Annotated in this window: 17 protein-coding genes and 2 pseudogenes; 4 read left to right on the plus strand and 15 right to left on the minus strand. The window is 67.2% G+C overall.

Translation table 11 applies throughout. The features are described 5' to 3' along the window. Positions 1–224: 224 nt before the first annotated feature. Entirely contained in the window at positions 225–1451 is a 1227-nt protein-coding gene (locus ACP26O_RS16595) for an acyltransferase family protein (protein ID WP_175663754.1), read from the plus strand. A 12-nt stretch (positions 1452–1463) separates the two neighbouring features. On the opposite strand, the gene ACP26O_RS16600 is transcribed toward ACP26O_RS16595, so the two are convergent. From ACP26O_RS16600 to ACP26O_RS16615, 4 genes and pseudogenes are all read right to left on the minus strand, one after another. Beyond that, the gene (locus tag ACP26O_RS16600) at positions 1464–2117 is read right to left on the minus strand and encodes a hypothetical protein (RefSeq protein ID WP_320206266.1); all 654 of its coding nucleotides are present in this window, start codon (positions 2115–2117) and stop codon (positions 1464–1466) included. Positions 2118–2902: 785 nt separating this feature from the next. Then, positions 2903–3925 (minus strand): annotated as a pseudogene (locus ACP26O_RS16605) (AMP-binding protein); the annotation flags it as partial. Then, positions 3924–4490 (minus strand): annotated as a pseudogene (locus ACP26O_RS16610) (LLM class flavin-dependent oxidoreductase); the annotation flags it as partial. The pseudogenes ACP26O_RS16605 and ACP26O_RS16610, both read right to left, overlap by 2 nt. Before the next feature lie 698 nt (positions 4491–5188). Continuing rightward, positions 5189–6058, minus strand: a complete 870-nt coding sequence (locus ACP26O_RS16615; RefSeq protein ID WP_175663753.1) for a LysR family transcriptional regulator — start codon at positions 6056–6058, stop codon at positions 5189–5191. A gap of 138 nt (positions 6059–6196) precedes the next feature. Between ACP26O_RS16615 and ACP26O_RS16620 the strand changes: the two genes are divergently transcribed. Next, entirely contained in the window at positions 6197–7585 is a 1389-nt protein-coding gene (locus ACP26O_RS16620) for a DHA2 family efflux MFS transporter permease subunit (protein ID WP_175663752.1), read from the plus strand. A gap of 147 nt (positions 7586–7732) precedes the next feature. On the opposite strand, the gene ACP26O_RS16625 is transcribed toward ACP26O_RS16620, so the two are convergent. The 4 genes from ACP26O_RS16625 to ACP26O_RS16640 form a co-directional block, all read right to left on the minus strand. Further along, on the minus strand, positions 7733–7960 hold the full coding sequence (locus tag ACP26O_RS16625; protein ID WP_244098954.1) for a type II toxin-antitoxin system RelE/ParE family toxin: 228 nt from the start codon (positions 7958–7960) through the stop codon (positions 7733–7735). Positions 7961–8009: 49 nt separating this feature from the next. After that, entirely contained in the window at positions 8010–8288 is a 279-nt protein-coding gene (locus ACP26O_RS16630) for a CopG family ribbon-helix-helix protein (protein WP_126225462.1), read from the minus strand. 198 nt (positions 8289–8486) lie between these two features. Next, complete coding sequence (locus ACP26O_RS16635) at positions 8487–8867, minus strand: DUF4377 domain-containing protein (RefSeq protein ID WP_175663751.1); 381 nt, start codon at positions 8865–8867, stop codon at positions 8487–8489. Between the two features lie 104 nt (positions 8868–8971). After that, complete coding sequence (locus tag ACP26O_RS16640) at positions 8972–9190, minus strand: YXWGXW repeat-containing protein (RefSeq protein WP_011658913.1); 219 nt, start codon at positions 9188–9190, stop codon at positions 8972–8974. A gap of 119 nt (positions 9191–9309) precedes the next feature. Between ACP26O_RS16640 and ACP26O_RS16645 the strand changes: the two genes are divergently transcribed. Continuing rightward, positions 9310–10362, plus strand: coding sequence for an RNA-guided endonuclease InsQ/TnpB family protein (locus tag ACP26O_RS16645; protein ID WP_175663750.1), 1053 nt, complete (start codon positions 9310–9312; stop codon positions 10360–10362). A 56-nt stretch (positions 10363–10418) separates the two neighbouring features. On the opposite strand, the gene ACP26O_RS16650 is transcribed toward ACP26O_RS16645, so the two are convergent. The 7 genes from ACP26O_RS16650 to ACP26O_RS16680 all read right to left on the minus strand — a co-directional run bounded on the left by ACP26O_RS16650 (position 10419) and on the right by ACP26O_RS16680 (position 16437). Beyond that, positions 10419–11582: a DUF1501 domain-containing protein gene (locus tag ACP26O_RS16650; protein WP_175663749.1), complete on the minus strand. Its 1164-nt coding sequence runs from the start codon at positions 11580–11582 to the stop codon at positions 10419–10421. Positions 11583–11584: 2 nt separating this feature from the next. Then, positions 11585–12979: a DUF1800 domain-containing protein gene (locus ACP26O_RS16655; protein WP_175663748.1), complete on the minus strand. Its 1395-nt coding sequence runs from the start codon at positions 12977–12979 to the stop codon at positions 11585–11587. Between the two features lie 202 nt (positions 12980–13181). Beyond that, entirely contained in the window at positions 13182–14027 is an 846-nt protein-coding gene (locus ACP26O_RS16660) for a GNAT family N-acetyltransferase (RefSeq protein ID WP_175663747.1), read from the minus strand. A 246-nt stretch (positions 14028–14273) separates the two neighbouring features. Continuing rightward, complete coding sequence (locus tag ACP26O_RS16665; protein ID WP_175663746.1) at positions 14274–14756, minus strand: periplasmic heavy metal sensor; 483 nt, start codon at positions 14754–14756, stop codon at positions 14274–14276. Beyond that, complete coding sequence (locus tag ACP26O_RS16670; protein ID WP_175663745.1) at positions 14753–15172, minus strand: hypothetical protein; 420 nt, start codon at positions 15170–15172, stop codon at positions 14753–14755. Before ACP26O_RS16670 ends, ACP26O_RS16665 begins: the two co-directional genes overlap by 4 nt. Next, positions 15169–15921, minus strand: coding sequence for an RNA polymerase sigma factor (locus ACP26O_RS16675; protein ID WP_175663744.1), 753 nt, complete (start codon positions 15919–15921; stop codon positions 15169–15171). Before ACP26O_RS16675 ends, ACP26O_RS16670 begins: the two co-directional genes overlap by 4 nt. 216 nt (positions 15922–16137) lie before the next feature. After that, the gene (locus ACP26O_RS16680; protein WP_105831124.1) at positions 16138–16437 is read right to left on the minus strand and encodes a YXWGXW repeat-containing protein; all 300 of its coding nucleotides are present in this window, start codon (positions 16435–16437) and stop codon (positions 16138–16140) included. 316 nt (positions 16438–16753) lie between these two features. Here ACP26O_RS16680 and ACP26O_RS16685 point away from each other — a divergent pair, with 316 nt between their 5' ends. After that, complete coding sequence (locus tag ACP26O_RS16685; RefSeq protein ID WP_175663743.1) at positions 16754–18448, plus strand: purple acid phosphatase family protein; 1695 nt, start codon at positions 16754–16756, stop codon at positions 18446–18448. Positions 18449–18555: the final 107 nt, after the last annotated feature.

Below are 18555 nucleotides of genomic sequence, written 5' to 3' on the forward strand. Positions count from 1 at the left end.
CCACCCCGCGCCTTGTTGTTCCAGTGAAGTACCCGATGACACCCGCCGCATCGAAACATCATGTTGCATCTCCATGCGGCACGCCGTCGTGACCGTTTGATACCATCGACGCACAAGACCGGCGATCGAACGCCGCACCACGCGCGCAGAAGACCTTGCATCGACGCGGACCATCCGTGCCTGAAATCCCGATCCAAGCGATCCAAGACACGAGACGCCCTTCAGTGGACCTGATTACCCCTTCTCTGGATACCCTGTTTTCCCCGACTCCCGACAAGCTCTACTTCCCGGCCTGCCTTGCGGCCGTCGCGATCATCGCGTGGCTCGTCGCGAGGCACGTACCGTTCTACCGGTCGGCCGTCGACAAATCGCTGTCGATGCGCCATCCCAACCTGGACGGATTCCGCGGCATCCTGGCGACCTCCGTCGTCTTCCATCACTTCGCGTGCAACCAGGGCTTGCTGTCGACCGGCGTCTGGGGCGCCCCCTCCGACTTCCTGCGCAATCTCGGCACGATTCCCGTCGCGCTGTTCTTCATGGTCACCGGGTTCCTGTTCTGGGAACGCGCGTGCAGGGGCACGTTCGACGTGCGGAGCTTCTTCGTCGGGCGCGTGCGGCGCGTCGCCCCGCTTTATCTCTTTTACGCGATCGTCATCGTCGCCTGCACGCTGTACTGGTTTCCCGGCAATGTCGTCGACGCGCCGATCCGGTTGCTGGCCGATCTGCTCAAAGCCGTTTCGCTCGGCTGGTTCGGTGCTTTCCCGGTCAACGGCGCGGAACACACCGGCTATCTGAGCGGCGTCTGGTGGACGCTCGCGTACGAATGGCGGTTCTACGTCGCGATTCCGTTTCTCGCGTGGTTCGTTGCGACGCGCGCGTGGCGCAAGCTGCTTGCGCTCGCGATCGTCACGTTCTGCGCCGCGCTGTTCGGGCCGCCCGGCGGGATGGCCCTGCTGTTCGCGTTCGGCGCGCTGGCGTTCGAGGCATCGCGACATCCCGCGATCCGCTCGCTGCTCGGCACGAAATCGGCGGCCACCGTCGCGCTGCTGATTCTCGCCGTCGCCCCGTATCCGGCCGAACGCTACTCGATCGAGGGCGCGTTGCCGCTGCTCCCCGTGTTCCTGTGCGTCGCGTGCGGGAACACGTTCTACGGCGTGCTCGAAACCCGACCGCTCGCGCTGCTCGGCACCGCCAGCTTCAGCATCTACATGCTCCACATGGCGATCGTGTACGCGATCGTCCGCGCGTTCAACAAGTTCGTTTTCCCGATCAATTCCGTTGACGACTCCGGCGTCTGGGCGCTGTCGTTTGCGTGCGCACTGGTCGCCGTCTTCTGTGCGCTGCTGACTTACCGCTACATCGAGCACCCGTTCCTCGCAAAGCGCAACGATGCGCGCCCGGCCCGCAGGACGGTTGAACCCGCACGCGAGCAGAGTACGGCCGCGCTGTGACGCGTGCGCGGCTCAGAATCGATACGAGATCCCGATCTGCAGGACCGGATACCAGCGATACCGCGACATCTTCCGATTCAGTTCGTCAAGGCCGCTGGAGACCAGAATCTGGCTCTTCTGCGGTCCGGCCGCGGCGGCCAGTGCCGGCGACAGCGTGTACGAGCTGCGCGGGATCCCGTATGCGACGCCGATGTCGGCGACGAAGCCGAGCCCTTTCGATGCCGGCCGATGCCCGTAGCCGATCCCGACATAAGGCATCACGGTCGGATAGCGCGCCTCGGCGACCGCATACATCCCCGGCAGCGCCGGGTAGCGCTTGCCGCCGAATACATAGGTACCGTTGGTGGGCACCGACACGCCACGGATCTCATCATCGTTGAAGCGCAATCCGAGCGTCGTACGAAAGCCGCTGCCGCGCCACGGAAAGATATCCGCATACAGGCCGCCTTGGCGCAGCTTGACGTCGTCCTTGTAGCGATTGCCGGCCACCGTGAAGTCATGCGTCAGATTGATCGCATTGAAATCCGCGTGCGCGCCGAGCATCGAATTGAAGCTGACGGCCGCACCGATGCCGACGCCCTGCGTGCCGCCCTGCAGGTAGATTTCCTGCGCGTGCGCGCCGGCCGCGAACACCACCGCCAGCGCTGCCCATTGGTTCATTGTCATTTTCACGGGCGTTCCCCCGACTGTGCCGGGCGCCTCGACCCGCCGCGAGCAGCGCATGCCGCCACGCGCAGCGGGTCCCCCGGCACGACACCTTGCAAGCAAGCTTGCTGTTTGACGGATCGAGCGTGCGGTGCCCGTTCGTGTCGCCGATACGACGCTGCTCGCGTCCGACACGTCGGGCCGCCATCCCGCGGCTCGAGCCGATCCCCGATGTTTCGATGTCGTTGCGTGCCGCTCCCGCGATTTATCGTAAATATCAGTCGCGTTGTCACGAGCGGCACGGGGCTCACCGCAAGGCGTGTGCCATGCGGCGCGAACCCGCGCGGGACAAGCGTCGCCGTCACCTGCCCGGCGTGACGCGTGGGGGAATCGACGGAAATGTTTCAGGAACGCATCTGTTTTCGCGATTCATCGTCGTTCGCGATACGGGTGAGCCACGCATCGCGCGCCGCGACGCGCGTCGGGCAAGCACGCGCGGCTGTGGACGCACGCGAATCGCGACGGCCGGAAAGCGCGTGCGAGTAGTCGGGGGAAGAAAAATGTTTCACTGACGTGACCTCGCGCGCGGCGCGCGAGGTCGGGATGCGGAATCGTGCATCGAGGCTCAGGGTGAATACCGAGGATGATGCGTACACAACCGATCGCGGCTGCGACGGCTGTTCATGCGCGTCGACGCATGCGATACGGGCAGACGATCCCGTGCTCGCTCGATGCGCAGATTCGGGATCGATTCGGCGACGTAAGCGTGTATCCCTCTCTTCGATCGTGCACCGAAGCGACGGCCTTCAGCCCGCCGCTTCAGCACCCGCGCGCAGCCGATACTTCAGCACCTTGCCGGCCGCGCTCGTCGGCAATTGCTCGACGAACGTGTAATGCCGCGGCACCTTGTAGTTCGCCATGTTGCTGCGCGCCCAGTCGTTCAATGCGTCGGCGTCGGCATGCGCGCCGGGGCGCAACACGACGTACGCATGTCCGACCTCGCCGAGCCGAGTATCGGGCACGCCGACCAGCGCGACCTGCGCGATCGCCGGATGCGCGGCCAGCAGCCGCTCGATCTCGGCCGGATAGCAGTTGAAGCCGCCGACGATGAACATGTCCTTGATCCGGTCGGTGATCTTCAGGTTGCCGTTCGCGTCCACGCAGCCGAGGTCGCCCGTGTGCAGCCACCCGGCCGCATCGACGGTGTCGCGCGTCGCCTCCGGCTGGTTGAAGTAGCCGCGCATCACGTTGTAGCCGCGCACCCAGATCTCGCCGGTCTCGTCCGGCCCGAGTGCTGCGCCGTCCGGCCCCACGATCCGCAGCTCGATGTCCGGCATCGGCCGGCCCGACGTATAGGCGACCGTCTCGGCGTCGTCGCCGTGCCGGCACAGCGTCGCGAAGCCGCACGATTCCGTGAGCCCGTAGCCGGTCAGCACGGTCTCGAAGCCGAGCTCCGCGCGTATCCGCTCGATCAGGCTCGGCGCGATCGCGGCCGCGCCGGTCACCGCGATCCGCAGCGACCACAGATCGCGCGCCGCGCGCTCGGGCGCATCGAGCAGCGCGTAGTACAGCGTCGGCGGCCCGGGCAGCACCGACACGCGCTCGTCGGCGACGCGCCGCAACACGTCGTCCGGCTGGAACACGAGATGCGGCAGCACGGTCGCGCCGCTCGACAGCGCGGCGAGCCAGCCGGCCTTGTAGCCGAACGTATGGAAAAACGGATTGACGATCAGGTAGCGGTCGTCCTGGCGCACGCCGGCGATCGTCGCCCATGCCTGCGCGGCGCGCAGGTTCTGTCCGTGCGCGGTCATCACGCCTTTCGGACGGCCCGGCGCGCAGCAGCGCGTCGGTGTTCGTGCACGCGAGGTACATCGGCGGATGCGGATCCTGGAACGGCTTCGGGTGGATCGGATGCTTCGGAATCCTGATGTATTGGCCGTCGTGCTCGATCTCGTCCTGCACGAACATCTTCGGCACCAGGTACATCGACTCGTCGATCATCGGCTGCAGCTCGTTGAGGTCGTAGCCGAACGCGCCTGCTTCCTGCTGGCTGCCACCCTTGCCGACGCCGAAACGCACGCGGCCGCCCGACAGGATGTCGAGCAGCGCGACGCGCTCGGCGACCTTGATCGGATGGTTCATCGCCGGCGGCAGGCACACGACGCCGTGACCGAGCCCGATGCGCGTCGTGCGCCCGGCCAGGTACGCAAGGAAGGTTTCCGGCGCGCTCATGTGCGCATAGTTGGTCAGCGACGTGTGCTCCACGCACCAGATCGTGTCGAAGCCGACCTGCTCGGCCAGCAGCGCCTGTTCGACCGTCTCCTTGAACACCCGGTGGTCGCCCTCGCGCGATGCGTCGGTGGTCTGGGCTTCGTAGATGAGGGAAAACTTCATTGTGTGCGTCTCCATGTATGTTGGACGAGTCGGGCTCGTGCAGCCGCCCGCACGGTACGGACGAATAGCGACGGTCCACGGATGGGAGTGTCGGCGCGCCGGCCCGCACGGGCATCGTCTGTTTGGAGTAACGGCCCGCCCGCGGGGACAGAGGGGCTTCACCGTCATCCGATCGGACTGCGTCGCGCCCGGCACCGCGCGCTAGCATCGAACGACGGTGCGGTGCGCGCCTCACGACAACGGAGAGAGGGAATGAAGGTATCGATGCTGCTGTACCCGGTCGACGACATCGACACGGCCTTGCCGTTGTTCGTCGATGGACTGGGCCTGAACGTGAAATTCCGCGACGGCGACCGCTACTGCGCGCTCGACGGCGGCCCGCTGACGATCGCGCTGGTGGCCGGCGACGAGCAGATCGTCGAGCGCGCGGCGCTCACGCTGCGCGTGGATGAAGGCGACGACCTGTACGCGGCGATGGCGCGGGTCGTGAAGGCCGGCGCGTCGGTGCGCGTGCCGGTGCAGGCCGGGCCGCACGAATTCCGCGCGGTGCTGGAGGACAAGAACGGCGCGCTGCTGGTGATTTCGCAGAAACGCGCGGCGTGAGGCGGCGATGCGTGGGGCGTGGCCCGGCCGGCAAGCGCCCGGCCGGATGCGGCGCGAACTGGCGGTTGTCTGCAGCTGTCAGGTAACGCAGTGCGCTACACGCCCTGATCGGCCGCGCCGGGTGCGCGCAGGTCGCTGGTTTCCAGCAGCTCGAGCAGCGTGCCGGCCGGCTGGCTGATCCGCTTCGCGGCGAGCGCGATGAATTCGACGTCGGGCAGCGCGGGCAGCCCGTCGCCGTTTACCGGCGTCGCCAGGCCGCGCGCCGACAGATACTGCGACGTCGCGGTGAGCCCGAGCCCGGCCCGCGCGGCCGCGATGCAGCCCGGCTGGCTGCTGCTCGAACACACGACTTCCCAGCCGATTCCCTTTTCCGCGAGCGCGTTCAGCACGACCGCGCGCGTGACGCTCGGCTCGGCCACCAGCACGAGCGGCAGCGGCCGCTCCAGGTCGACCACGGTGCCCGGCCGCGCGACCCACTCGAGCCGCGCGCGCAACAGCGGCGTGCCGCGCCGCTCGCCGAGCCGCCGCTTGCCGATCATCAGGTCCAGCGCGCCCGCATCCATCAGTTCGTAGAGCCGGCTCGTCATGCCGGTCGTGATTTCCAGCGCGACGTCGGGGTGCGCGGCGCGAAACGCCGCGAGCACGTCCGGCAGCGCGACCAGCGCGAGATCGTCCGACGCGCCGAGCCGCACGCGGCCCTGCAGCCGCGGCTTGCGAAACTGCGATTCCGCGCGGTTCAGCGCCTGCAGGATCACGTTCGCATGCACGAGCAGCGCCTCGCCGTCGGCCGTCATCGCGATCGAATGGGTATCGCGCACGAACAGCCGCCGGCCGACGCTCTCCTCGAGACGACGGATGTGTTCGCTGACGCTCGACTGGTTAAGCCCGAGCTGCCGGCCCGCTTCGGTGAAGCTGCGGCAGTTCGTGACGGTCGCGAACGTCTTGAGCCAGACGGGATTGAGCATTCCGCATTGTCATCGCCAATTACGATGACAGTCAATGCCATCAGGCAGCTTCCCGATAACCACCGGAATCGATACCATCCAGTGCTTGTAGGCCGGCGTGCACGTCGCCTCGCCGGTCGCCGCACTTCCCACTTCGTCATGTCCCGCGAACCTTCACATACCGCGCTGCTGTGGATCGTCGCCGCCGCGTTCTTCATGCAGTCCCTCGACACGACGATCGTCAACACCGCGCTGCCGTCGATCGCGCAAAGCCTGCATGCGTCGCCGCTCGCGATGCAGCCGGTCGTGGTCGTCTACACGCTGACGATGGCGATGCTCACGCCGGCGTCCGGCTGGTTCGCCGACCGGTTCGGCACGCGCCGCGTGTTTTCGCTCGCGATCCTGGTGTTTTCGCTTGCATCAATCGGCTGTGCCGCGTCGCACACGCTCGGCCAGCTCGTCGTCGCGCGTGCCGTGCAGGGCATCGGCGGCTCGATGCTGCTGCCGATCGGGCGGCTTGCGGTGTTGCGCCGCGTGCCGGGCGAACAGTACGTCGCGGCGATCGCGTTCGTCTCGATCGCCGGGCAGCTCGGCCCGATCGTCGGGCCGACGCTCGGCGGCTGGCTCACGCAGGCGATTTCCTGGCACTGGGTATTCATCGTCAACGTGCCGGTCGGCGTGGTCGGCTTCATCGCGGTGCAGCGCTTTCTGCCGCACGACCAGGCGACGCAGCCGCCGCCATTCGACTTCGTCGGCTGTGCGTTGCTGTCGGCCGCGATGCTCGCGCTGTCGCTCGCGATCGATCCGCCGATGCCCGCGCATCGCACCGGCTGGGCGATCGGGCTCGCCGTGCTCGGCGTGGCGAGTGCCCTTGCGTACCTGCCCCACGCGCGGCGCCGCGCGCAGCCGCTGTTCCGGCTCGGGTTGTTCCGCGAGCCGAACTTCGGCTCGGGGCTGCTCGGCAACCTGCTGTGCCGGATCGGCACAAGCGCGGTGCCGTTCATGCTGCCGCTGCTGATGCAGGTGCAGCTCAGCTATACGCCGCTGCAGTCGGGGATGATGATGCTGCCGGCCGCGATCGCCGGCGTGATCGCGAAGCGCTGGATCGCGCCGCTCGCGAAACGGTTCGGCTATGCGACGTTTCTGGTCGTGAACACGGGGATCGTCGGCTGCGCGATCGCGGGGTTCGCGCTGGTATCGGCGCGGCCCGCGCCGGCGCTGGAGATGGCGTTGCTGATCGTGTTCGGCGCCGCGAACTCGATGCAGTTCGCCGCGATGAACGCCGTGACGCTCAAGGGGCTGTCGCACGCCGACGCCGGCAGCGGCAACAGCCTGTTCACGATGATGCAGATGCTGGCGATGGGGCTCGGCGTGTCGATCGGCGGCGGGCTCGTGAACCTGTTCGCCGCGCATTGGGGCTCGATGGCGAACGGCTTCATGCTGTCGTTCGTCTGCATGGGCTCGGTCACGCTGCTGTCGTCGGTCGTGTTCCGGCGGATCGATACCGCGGGGCCGCCGAGGCCGGTTGTGCCGCGGGCGTCTGCGTAATATTCGCCCGTGTGGTGAAGATGGCAAGCGCCCGTAGTGGACCGAGCCCTACCGGTCCTGGCAGTCCGGTTTATTGTTCGGGGAGCGATTTATGCAGGCGCGTGGATAACGAACGGCGCTTTGGCCTCGTCGTCCGGTCCGTCATGGTCAATACCCCGCTTCCTTCTGGTGTCGGACAGCCAAGATCGTGACGGCATCGCCATCGAACCGGTACCGGGCCAGGTAACCGCTATCCCCGAAATCGATGGTCCACTCCCGATACTGCTCGGGGAAATCTTCTATCAGACGTCCCATTCGAGGGTGAGTACCGAGAGCCTGAACGCATCGTCTAATCGCTTCGCCAGCCCGCCTCGCGGCGTCGGGATTCTTCGACAACAGGAAATCGCGCAGCCGCTACAGTCTCGGATAACCGCCCGTGCGAAGATTACTTGTGGCGTTCCGGCGAGGGCAATTCCTTTTCAGTTCCCCAACTCGCGAGCCACTTGTCCACTTCCTCAGCGGTCGCGTGCAGGCCAGTCGCCTGAAATTCATCCCATGCCTTGAGCGTGTCCTGATTCAACGCCTCGCGCTTTTCCTCGCGTTCGACATACTGCTCAATGGCCTCACGCATGATCCAATGGGCGGTACGCCGACGGGCTTCAGCCAAGTGCTGAACCCGCCGTTTCAATTCATCATCCAGCTTGATGAACGTTGCCGTAACCATGACACGGCCTCCGTAGCAAAAGGTGATGCCTGAGACTGCTATCGATCCAAGAACGGCGCGAGTCCATGCCGCCCCAATATCCAAGCTGGCCCCGTTCCTTCCCCTCATCGCATGCTCGGATGTCGTGCCTCGTACGTCACCGTCGCTGTGGGCGTACATCGATACGTGGGCCCAAGCGGGACCGAGCTCCCTGCTACGTCAGTTCACCTGGCGGCGCTCGACGACACGCTTGAGCACCCAGCGGATCGACGAAGCGTCGGCCGGCGGCTGCGCGACGCGGTACTCATCGACTTCCAGCACGTATTGATAGCCGGGCTGATAGGCGAAGCCTTCGATTCCCGCGTACCACAAGCTCCACGGCTCGGCCGGGCTGCTGCGCACCTGCAGGCAATCCATCGGTGCGACGCCCGTACAGCGCGCTGCCTGCGGCGCGACATAAACCGTCTTGGTCACGGGACGGCCGTCCGCCGGGCGCGCCGCCCGTGGGTCCGTCGCGGTCGCGTTGGTCTGGCATCCGGCGAGCAGCGTGCTGCAGGCAAGCACGGCCGCGCCGAGCAGCGTTCTGGTCTTGCGAATCATCTGGAGGTCCTCAGGAAGCGTTGGCGGGCCGATTAGACGAGCGCCGCGCCGGGAAAGTTCACAAACGGCTTACAGCCGGTGTGCCGGCCCGCCGTTCGCCCGCTTCAATACACGGCCACCCAGTGGCCCGGCACCCACGCCCAGTGGTTGCCGGCCCAGCGGTAATGGCCTTTCACCCAGCGATAGCCGGGCGCGGGCGGCGGCGGCGCCACCTCGACGACCGGCGCGGGCTGCGGCGGCCGCGCCGGTTCGACCACGCACGCGGACATCAGCGCGGCGCTCGCGCTCACCAGTACGGCAAGCGATACGGATCGGATCTTCATCAGAATTTGCTCCGAGAAACCCCGCCATTTCCCCCAAGGGGACTTCCTTCGGGGCGGATGGCGGGAAGGAAAGGAGTGCTGTTGACAGGCAGCTTCTTCCACGGGTTAGGATCACCGGCATGATCCTTGTCTACCGCTACCGGGTGAAGTCGCTCAACGGACTGCTCAACAAGCAGAGCCGTGCGGTGACCTACGTCTGGAACTTCTGCAATGACACGCAGAAGCACGCGCTTAAGTGGAACAAGAAGTGGCCGACGGGTTTTGAACTGAACGTGTTGACCACCGGCAGTAGCAAAGAACTCGGCATCCACTCCGGCACTGTCAATGCAACGTGTGAGCAGTACGCGAAGTCGCGCAGCAAGAACCGACGTCCCTACCTGCGCTATCGCGGCAGGAAATCGCTGGGCTGGGTGCCGCTGAAGGGGCGTGACCTGAAGCGCGAGGGCGATGCGTTCCGTTTCGCCGGCAACACGTTTCGCGTGTTCAACAGCCGGCTGCTTCCCGAAGGCAAGATCAAGGACGGGACCAGCTTTGCGCAGGATGCATGCGGCAACTGGTTTCTGAACATCGTGATCGAGATGCCCGATGTGCAGGCTCGCCCAATCCGTTCCGGTGTTGGCATCGATCTCGGCCTGAAAGACTTCGCCACACTTTCGACGGGCGAGAAGCTGCCTAACGATCGGTTCGGTCGATGCGCGGCCGAGAAGCTTGCGAAAGCGCAACGGGCGCGAAAGCACAAGCGACATATCGCGAAGCTGCACGCCAAGGTGGCGAATGCCCGCGCCGATTTTCAGCACAAGCTCGCCCTCGATCTGGTGCGACGGTTCGATTACATCGCGGTCGGCAACGTGTCGGCCGCCAAACTTGCCAGAACCAGGATGGCGAAGAGCGTCTACGACGCGTCCTGGTCGTCCTTCCGAAACAAGCTCCGTTACAAAGCGATGGCGCACGGGGCCACGTTCGAGGAAGTCGACGAAAGCGGTTCTACCCAGTCCTGTTCGTCGTGCGGATCGAAAGACAGCACGACGCGGCCGAAAGGTATCGCGGGACTGCGAATAAGAGAATGGGCCTGCAGTGATTGTGGTGTCGAGCATGATCGTGATACCAACGCTGCGCTGAACATTCTCCGATGCGGACGTGCATCGCCAGGTGTGGGAATCACCTGCCTTTAGGCGGGTGAGGACGTCAAGTAATCGGTTGGCGGATGCGAACGCACGCACGGCGCGCGTCACGCCGTTGTACGAATGAGGCCCGTCATCGGCCGCGTCGTGCCGCTTTCCGCGAACAGCGTGGACGCGGTACGGCCGGGATCGAGCCGCAGGCTTTCGGCGGCCGCGCCCGCGATCAGCGCGTCGAGCGACGCGGTCGGTCTCAGGTCGCGCCCTTCGTACAGATCACCCGGCCGCAAGCCGGGCCAGTCGGCGATCACGCGGCCGCCCGCGACCGCCCCGCCCGCCAGCATCGCGACCGACGCCTGTCCATGATCGGTGCCGCCCGTGCCGTTCGCGGCGGCCGTGCGCCCGAACTCGGTCGCGACGAGCACCGTGGTCTGCTGCCACACGGGCCCGAGTCCGTCGCGCAACGCGGCGAGCATCGTGTCGAGCGCCTTCAACTGGTTCGCGAGCCGCGCGTTCTGTGCACTGTGCGTGTCCCAGCCGCCCGTCTCGATCATCGCGATCCGCGGGCCATCGTCGCGCGCGAGAAACGTCGCCGCGAGCTTGCCGACGCCTGCCGGGTCCTGACGCGCATGCGCATCCCCGGCGAGGCCGCGCGCGGCCATCGCCGACTGCCACAGCGGCCCGAGCTGCGCGTCGGCCTCGTAAAGCGCCGACACGCGCGCGAGCAGGTCGTCCGGCGCGGCCGGCAAACCGGACGCCGCATACGACGCCGCCTGCACGCCGCCGCGCAATGCGAGCGGCACCGTCGGCGCGAATGCGATCGCGCGCTCGCGCGTCGCCGGCAACATCGCGGCGAGGCGGTTCAGCCAGCCGTCCTTCACCTGGTATGGCGCGCGTCCGCCCGTCTCGAGCACGTTCTGGCCATCGAAATGCGAGCGGTCGCGATACGGCGATGCGATCGCGTGGACGAACAGCGCCTGTTTGTCGCGAACCATCTGTGCGGTCTGCACGAGCGACGGATGCAGCGCGAACGTGCCGTCGATGCGTATCGCCGTGGATGGATCGATCGCCAGCGGGCCGCGCAGCGACGCATACGCGGGTTCCGCATACGGGACGACGATGTTCAGCCCGTCGGCCGCGCCGCGCTGGATCACGAACACGAAGCGCCGGTCGGTTTCGACGTTCGCGAACACGATACGCGGCGCGACGAGCATCGCCCCGGCTCCGGCCGCGGCAATGCTCAGGAAATGCCGACGGGTAATGGATCGAGCCATGTTCATCTCCGTTGGAAATCGGGTGACACGAGCAGCAGCGCGAGCGACGTGGTCGCGCTTTCGGCGCGCGACAGCGCAGTCGCCGTCGGCTCGCTGAGCGAGCCCGCCAGCAGCGTGTTGCCGAGCGTGCGTGGATCGAGCCGGTCGCCCGTGCGTGCGGCGAGCCGCTGCGCGATTTCCACGCGTCGCACCAGCGCGTCGGGCGCGGCCCAGCTCGCGGCCAGATCGTCATAGCCGGCCGGCGACCCGGGCCGCCACACGGGCTGGCCGAGTTGCGCGAGCAGCGGCGCGGCCTTCAGGTCGCTGGCGTCGCGCCAGCCGAGCCCGCGCAGCGACGACACGGCCCACTCCCACGGCGTCTTGAACTTGCGATTGACCGGCGACCATGCGTCCGGCGCATCGACGAGCGCGCGGTAGACGGTCGGCAAATCGCCACCGCTCGTCTCGAATGCGCGGGCGAGCCGGTCGGTGAGCGCGGGCGGCGGGTTGTCGGCGACGAAATGGCGCGCGAGCTGGAACGCGATATGCCGGCCCGTTGCCGGCGAACGTGCGAGGTCACCGAGGATCGCGCGCGCCTGCGCTTCGCCAGGCTGGTCGTAGGTGCGGCCCATTACCGTGCGCGCGCCCGGTTCGTGCAGCTTCGGGCGAAACACGAACGCGCCGGGCGCCGCATCGCCGGGCTGCGGCCCGCGTCCGCCGGCGATGCTCCAGCCGGTCAGCGCACGCGCGAATTCCGTCACGTCCGCTTGCGTATAGCCGGTCCGTACGCCGAGCGTATGCAGCTCCATGATCTCGCGCGCGAGGTTCTCGTTGAGACCACGGCGCGCCGCCGGATCACGGGCTTCGGCGCGCATCGCGGCCGGACTGTCGGGGCCGACCGAGCGTGCCTGGTCGAGGAACAGCTGCATCGCGGGATGCTGCTCGACGGCGACGAGCATGTCCTCGAAGCGGCCGAGCACGTGCGGGCGGATCGCGTCGCGCTCGAATGCGCCCGCGTACGCGGCGACCTGCCCCTTGTCGACCGACACCGCGAAATGGTTCGCCCAGAAATGCACGAGTCGCTCGACGAACGGCGCGGACGTGGTGAGCGCGCTGTTCAACCGTGCGGCGACCGCACTGCGATACGCATCGTAGCCGTCGCGACGGATCGACTGTGCGGTCGCGCGCTTGGCTGCCGCGTCGTCGCTCGTCATCGCGTTGCGGGTGTTCGCGAAGCGCGTCGCGAGCGTGACCGCGTCCGGTTCAGCGGCCCATGCGGCCGGCCGCGCGTCGTAACGGTCGAATTGAGCGATGAGCGCCGCCTTCGGATCCGCAGGCGGCGCTTCGTCGGCCCGCGCGCCGAGACCAAAGCGGTTCAGCGCGATGGCGGCCGGTGAGATGTCGTTCGGATGGTCCATGACGGGGGTTCTCGCGATGCGTACCCGTGTTTAACGGGCGGCGGGGGGAAATCCGTCGGGGGATGTGAGAAATATTTTTTGGGGTGTCAGCGCGTGCGTCTTGCGATCGGCTTTCAAACGCCGGCGGGCAGTCGGGTCGTCGCGCGCTGAATTTTTGTCGTGGATGGCGAAACGATTGCCCTGCCCTGCGCACTCGCGGCTATCACCCCAACTCGAACGACGTCACGCCGAACACGCGATCGATCGCAATCGCGGGCACTTCTTTCGTATACATCCGCGCGGTCTCGAATACGCTCGACATGCCGTGCCGTTCCGCCAGCGCAACGGCCGCAGGATTCGTTTCCGGCACGTCGAGCGTGATCACCTCGCCGGGCATCTGCGCCGCCAGCGCATGAAACAGCTCCGTGGCGATGCCGGCATCATCGGCAAAGAGCGGGCCGATCTTGCAGCCCACCTTGCAGCGGCGTATGACACCATAGCCGGCGACACGGCCGCCATCGATCGTTGCGAGCGCAACGGCATCCGGTTGAGCAATCCAGACCGAGACGAAACGCTCGCGCGCTGCGGGGAAACACCGGCGATCGTAGGCAAGCAGCTGCTCGAACGGTACATCGGCCGCTGCCGCCACATGCGCGCACCCGATGCCGTCGACGCGCCCCTGATAGCGGATGTTGCGATACGCGAGCCGGAACCCGGACTTCGCGTAGCTCGCCTGCCGGGCAACGACACCGTCGAGACCGATGTTACGGTCTCCAAGGTAACGCACACCGTGCTGCCAGATGCGCAAACCGAAGCCTTGACCGCGAAACGCGGGCTTCACGATGTAGAGACCGATGAAGCCGAAGCGCTCGTCATAGGCGACAGCGGCGAGGCAAGCGACCGGCTCGCCACGACAGACGCCGACGAAAAAACCGGCCGGGTCCGCTTCCCTGAAACAATGTGGGTCGTGCAAGCCGGGGTTCCACCCTTCTGCAGCCGCCCATTCAACCGACATGGCCACCTCGTCGGCCGACATGGTGCGCACGATAAAGTCTTCAACTCGATTCATGGTTCGCCCCTGTCGCGGCCCTCGAGCTTGCCGCATCGCGTTGCGGTGGATATATCGGTGAGGCACCGGCCGGCCGACGGACCAGGCTGCAAACCCGGCCTGAACCAAGACGGGCCGGCGAAATCGGTCGCCCCGAAATTCGCATGTCCTCGGACCGCTGCTACCGATCGGGTCATCATAATCCCGCAGACGGGTATCTCGTGGAGCGTCGTCACGCAACGCCGCTCACTACCCCCCCACCGCCCCCTACTTCTTCTGCAACCTCGCCGGCAACCGCCAGTTCCCACTCCGCCGCAATCCGTCGACGAACTTCGCACGCTCATCCGGCGTCAACGTCGCCGCGAAATCGACCACGCTGCGCTCGACCTGCCCGCGCAACGCGCTGTCCGCCGCGCGAGTACGATCGAGCGCCGCATCGATCGCCGGACGATCGAGCTGCGGCGCGGCCAGCAAATCCAGCACCGTAATCCGCCCATCGCGCCCTTCCCGCGCGAAATCGCGACCGTCCTTGCGCGCCGCCTTCAGCGCCGCTTGAAACTCCTGCCGACGCGCATCGGACAATTCGTCCGCGGCGAACCGCAATGCCGTCCGTTGTCCAGGCATCCCGCCTGCATGCAGCTCGCGATGCGTCGAGAACCACTGATACACGCCGCCGCCAATCGCGCCGAGCATGAACACGTTCAGCACGACGGACCCGACGAGAATGAATTTCCAGCCACGTTCGCTCATTCGTCGCCTCCGTCGATGCTCGGGCCGCCGAAGGTCGTCGTCAGGTAGCCCGGTTCGTGTTGCGCGATCGGCGCGCTACCGAGCATCAGCACCGACACGGCCACCGCGCCCGCCAGCGCGCCGGCCAACCCGACGCCCGCGAACGCCGCGCCCGACCACCACACTTTTCCTCGCCGCCGCGCACGTTGCGGCGCGGGCGCCGACGCGACGATGCGTTCGACGAGCGCCGGCGCGAGCGGCGCGACCGTATCCTGCATGAGCCATGCATCGAGCTCGGCGGCATCGTCGAGCGCCGCGAGCGCATCGCTCGGATGCGCTTGCGCCCACGCTTCGGCCGCCGCGCGTTCGTCTTGCGGCCAGCGCCGCGCATCCGAGCCGTACGCGGCGACGATGGTACGGAATCGTTCGGGTGTCATCGCTTGTCCTCGCTAGGTGGGTCGCCGGCCAGTTGCGCGCGCAGGTTGCGCCTCGCGCGCGCGAGCAGGCTTTCCAGCGCATCGACGGTGATGCCCATCAGGTTGGCCGCTTCAACATTCGACATGTCCTGATAGTACTGGAGCACGAGCGCCTCCCGCTGCCGGGGCGGCAACGCGGCGAGCGCCTGACGCACGCGCGCGTCGCGTGAGCGCAACTCCGCTTGCGCGGCCGGCTCGGGTTGCGTGTCGGGCACGTCGGGCAGCATGTCGACCGGCTCCTCGCGTCGTCCGCGCAAGCGGTCGTAGCACAGGTTCAGCACGACGCGATGCAGCCACGTGTCGAAGCGCGCTTCGCCGTCACGCCACCGCGGCGCATGATTCCAGATCCGCAGGAAGGTTTCCTGCGCAACGTCTTCGGCTTCGGTCCGGTCGCCGAGCATGCGCGTCGCGAGCGCGAGCAATCGCGGCAGCTTGCGTGCGACGAGCACGCGCACGGCCGACGCGTCGCGCGCACCGACCCGCGCGACGAGTTCCGCGTCCGGATCGGCGTCGCTCAACGCAGGCCGCTCCGCAACGTGCCGTGCGAACGCCGCATGCTGCAGGCGGGTATCCCCGCCGTCCGGCTGAAGCTCATCGTCGTGCTCTCCTTGCATGCGTCGTGCCGGCACCGGACGGCGCCATGCCGACACGTCGGCAGCGCGTCCGAGATTGACCCGGCCGGTTTCGTCGACATCCGGTTCGAACGGCATATCGATCCTGTCGATCGCCCGCGGCCGGCGCGATCAATATACGACGACCGGCGCGGGCCGGTAATACACCGGACGCGCCGGCACCACGACACAGCCGGCCAGCACGATGGCCGCGGCTGCCAGGATCACGAGGGTTCGAAAAGGCATGGCTCGACGGATGAGATTACGTGGAAGTCCCGCCACACGGGCGCTGCGCGCCGCGCGACACGCTGCGCATCACGCCCAGTGACCCGGCACCCAGCGCCAGTTCGGGCCACGCGCGACCCAATGCCCGGGCACCCAGTGATAACCGGCGCGCACCCCTTGCCAGTGCCCGGGAATCCATACGTAGCGGCCATGCCGCCAGTGCCAGTGGCCCTGATCCCACACGTAGCCCGCGCGCGGCGCCGGCATCACTTCGACGCGCGGCGGCGGCGGTGCGACCGGCGCGACGATGACGGCCTGGGCGAATACGGCGGACGTCGCCAGCGCGGCTGCGCATGCTGCGGCAAACCGTAATGAAATGGAAAGTTTCATGCAAGACTCCGAAGCGTCATGTATCGACCGTTCATACCCGGAAGCGGCCGTTCATGCGTTAAACGACGCATTCGGCAAAATCCGTCGCGACACCGGCAAATAAATTTCCGCCGCGCCGGCAACGAACGAAACGAATGCCACGCCCACCTCGACGCATCGGTCCGTGCAGTGATTAGCGCCTGTCACAACCCGGCAAAACTGCGCTTCGACAATGCGTGTCACCGGGATCCCGCTCGTTTCCGGCCCACGCCCCCGACGCGCTCGCGCACGACCGGGCGGTTCCGCACTTCGCGTGTCATCCATCGAAAATACGATCATGTCGAACCAGGACAACTTCCCCGCCGAGTCGAACGAGTCGAACGAGCCGGCCGCTTCCGTATCGCGTCGCGGCTTCCTGAAACTGGCCGGCGTCTCCGGCCTCGCCACCGCCGCGGGCGGGCTCGCGGCCGCGCGTGCCGCCGCGTCGAACCCGCACGGCACACCCGAGCAGGTGCACCTGACGTGGGGCAACGACCCGGCGTCCGAAGTCGTGATCACGTGGGCGTCGCTCGCGCCGGCCGTCAATCCGCGCGCGCGCATCGTCGCCGACGGCGAGCCGGCACGCAGCGTGCATGGGGTTCAGCGCCTCTACACCGACGGCCTGAACGGCGAAACCGTGTTCACGTATCACGCCCGCGTGCATGGCTTGAAGCCGAACACGCGCTACCGCTACGAACTCACGGCCGACAACGACAGCAACGCCGCGCAGCCGTTTGCCGCCACCTTCACGACCGCGCCGCGCGGGCGCGCACCGTTTCGCTTCACGAGCTACGGCGACCTCGCGACGCCGAACGGCGCGTGGGTACTGTCGTCGCCGCAAAGCCGCTTCGCGGTGCAGGCGGTCGAGCAGTTCCAGCCGCTATTCCACCTGCTGAACGGCGACCTCTGCTATGCGAACCTGAACCCCGCGCATCAGCCGGAAGTGTGGCGCGACTTCGGCAACAACAACCAGACGTCGGCCGCGAATCGCCCGTGGATGCCGTGCCCCGGCAATCACGAGATCGAATTCCACAACGGCCCGCAGGGGCTCGACTCGTATCTCGCGCGCTATACGCTGCCCGAGAACGGCACGCGCTTTCCGGGCCGCTGGTACAGCTTCCGCGTGAGCTCGGTGCTGTTCATCTCGCTCGACGCCGACGATGTCGTGTACCAGGACGCGGCCGCCTTCGTCGGCGGCCCCGATCCGCTGGTGCCGGCCGCGAGCACCGGCCACGCGCCGATCGAACCGGGCACGTCGTTCTACGTGCGCGGCTACAGCAACGGCGAGCAGACGCGCTGGCTCGAACATACGCTGCGGCACGCGTCGCACGACGACGACATCGACTGGATCGTCGTGCAGATGCACCAGGACGCGCTGAGTTCATCGAAAACGGGCAACGGCTCGGACAAGGGCATCCGCGAGGCGTGGCTGCCGCTGTTCGACCGTTACGGCGTCGACCTCGTGCTGTGCGGTCACGATCACGACTACGAGCGCAGCTACCCGGTGCGCGGCTGCAATCACCGCGCGGGCGTCGATGCGTCGACCGGCGAAGTCGTCGAGACGCTGCAGCCGCGTCCGGTCGGGTCGACCGACCCCGACCGCACGACGTTCGACACGAGCCACGGCACGATCCACCTGATCCTCGGCGGCGGCGGCACCAGCGCGCCGCTCGACGTGTACGGCGCGAACCCGGCGACCGGCTATGTGCAGGCCAAGGTCTTCACGAAGCCGAATCGGCCGGTGCCGGGCACGGCGGCGAACACGTTCGTGCGCAAGCCGGCCGATGCGCTGGAGGATGCGATCTGGTCCGCGCGCCGCGATACGGGCACGGGCTACGGGATCGCGGTGTTCGATCACGATCCGGGCAAGCCGGGCGGCCACACGACGATCACGATGCGCTACTACCACGCACCGGGCGCGGATCAGCATCCGAGCGCGCAGTACGAGCTGTTCGAGACGATCGAGCTGAGCAAGAAGCGCGGCGAGCGCTGATGCGGATGCCGGCCGCCGCGCGTCATGGCGCGGCGGCCGGCGGAAAGTTCTGTCATGCGATGCAGCGCACTATCCGCTTGTCCGGTCCCCATCCACCGCAAGCCGCT

The organism is Burkholderia sp. R-40 (assembly GCF_049942845.1).
Classification (GTDB): Bacteria; Pseudomonadota; Gammaproteobacteria; order Burkholderiales; family Burkholderiaceae; genus Burkholderia; species Burkholderia ambifaria.

Coding starts and splice junctions, on each gene's coding strand:
- ACP26O_RS16670 (WP_175663745.1), bottom strand. CDS start 15,172: ATGACACCCGAACGATTCCGTACCATCGTCGCCGCGTACGGCTCGGAT.
- ACP26O_RS16645 (WP_175663750.1), top strand. CDS start 9,310: ATGATCCTTGTCTACCGCTACCGGGTGAAGTCGCTCAACGGACTGCTC.
- ACP26O_RS16685 (WP_175663743.1), top strand. CDS start 16,754: ATGTCGAACCAGGACAACTTCCCCGCCGAGTCGAACGAGTCGAACGAG.
- ACP26O_RS16650 (WP_175663749.1), bottom strand. CDS start 11,582: ATGGCTCGATCCATTACCCGTCGGCATTTCCTGAGCATTGCCGCGGCC.
- ACP26O_RS16660 (WP_175663747.1), bottom strand. CDS start 14,027: ATGAATCGAGTTGAAGACTTTATCGTGCGCACCATGTCGGCCGACGAG.
- ACP26O_RS16600 (WP_320206266.1), bottom strand. CDS start 2,117: ATGACAATGAACCAATGGGCAGCGCTGGCGGTGGTGTTCGCGGCCGGC.
- ACP26O_RS16630 (WP_126225462.1), bottom strand. CDS start 8,288: ATGGTTACGGCAACGTTCATCAAGCTGGATGATGAATTGAAACGGCGG.
- ACP26O_RS16665 (WP_175663746.1), bottom strand. CDS start 14,756: ATGAGCGAACGTGGCTGGAAATTCATTCTCGTCGGGTCCGTCGTGCTG.
- ACP26O_RS16655 (WP_175663748.1), bottom strand. CDS start 12,979: ATGGACCATCCGAACGACATCTCACCGGCCGCCATCGCGCTGAACCGC.
- ACP26O_RS16620 (WP_175663752.1), top strand. CDS start 6,197: ATGTCCCGCGAACCTTCACATACCGCGCTGCTGTGGATCGTCGCCGCC.
- ACP26O_RS16635 (WP_175663751.1), bottom strand. CDS start 8,867: ATGATTCGCAAGACCAGAACGCTGCTCGGCGCGGCCGTGCTTGCCTGC.
- ACP26O_RS16675 (WP_175663744.1), bottom strand. CDS start 15,921: ATGCCGTTCGAACCGGATGTCGACGAAACCGGCCGGGTCAATCTCGGA.
- ACP26O_RS16640 (WP_011658913.1), bottom strand. CDS start 9,190: ATGAAGATCCGATCCGTATCGCTTGCCGTACTGGTGAGCGCGAGCGCC.
- ACP26O_RS16615 (WP_175663753.1), bottom strand. CDS start 6,058: ATGCTCAATCCCGTCTGGCTCAAGACGTTCGCGACCGTCACGAACTGC.
- ACP26O_RS16680 (WP_105831124.1), bottom strand. CDS start 16,437: ATGAAACTTTCCATTTCATTACGGTTTGCCGCAGCATGCGCAGCCGCG.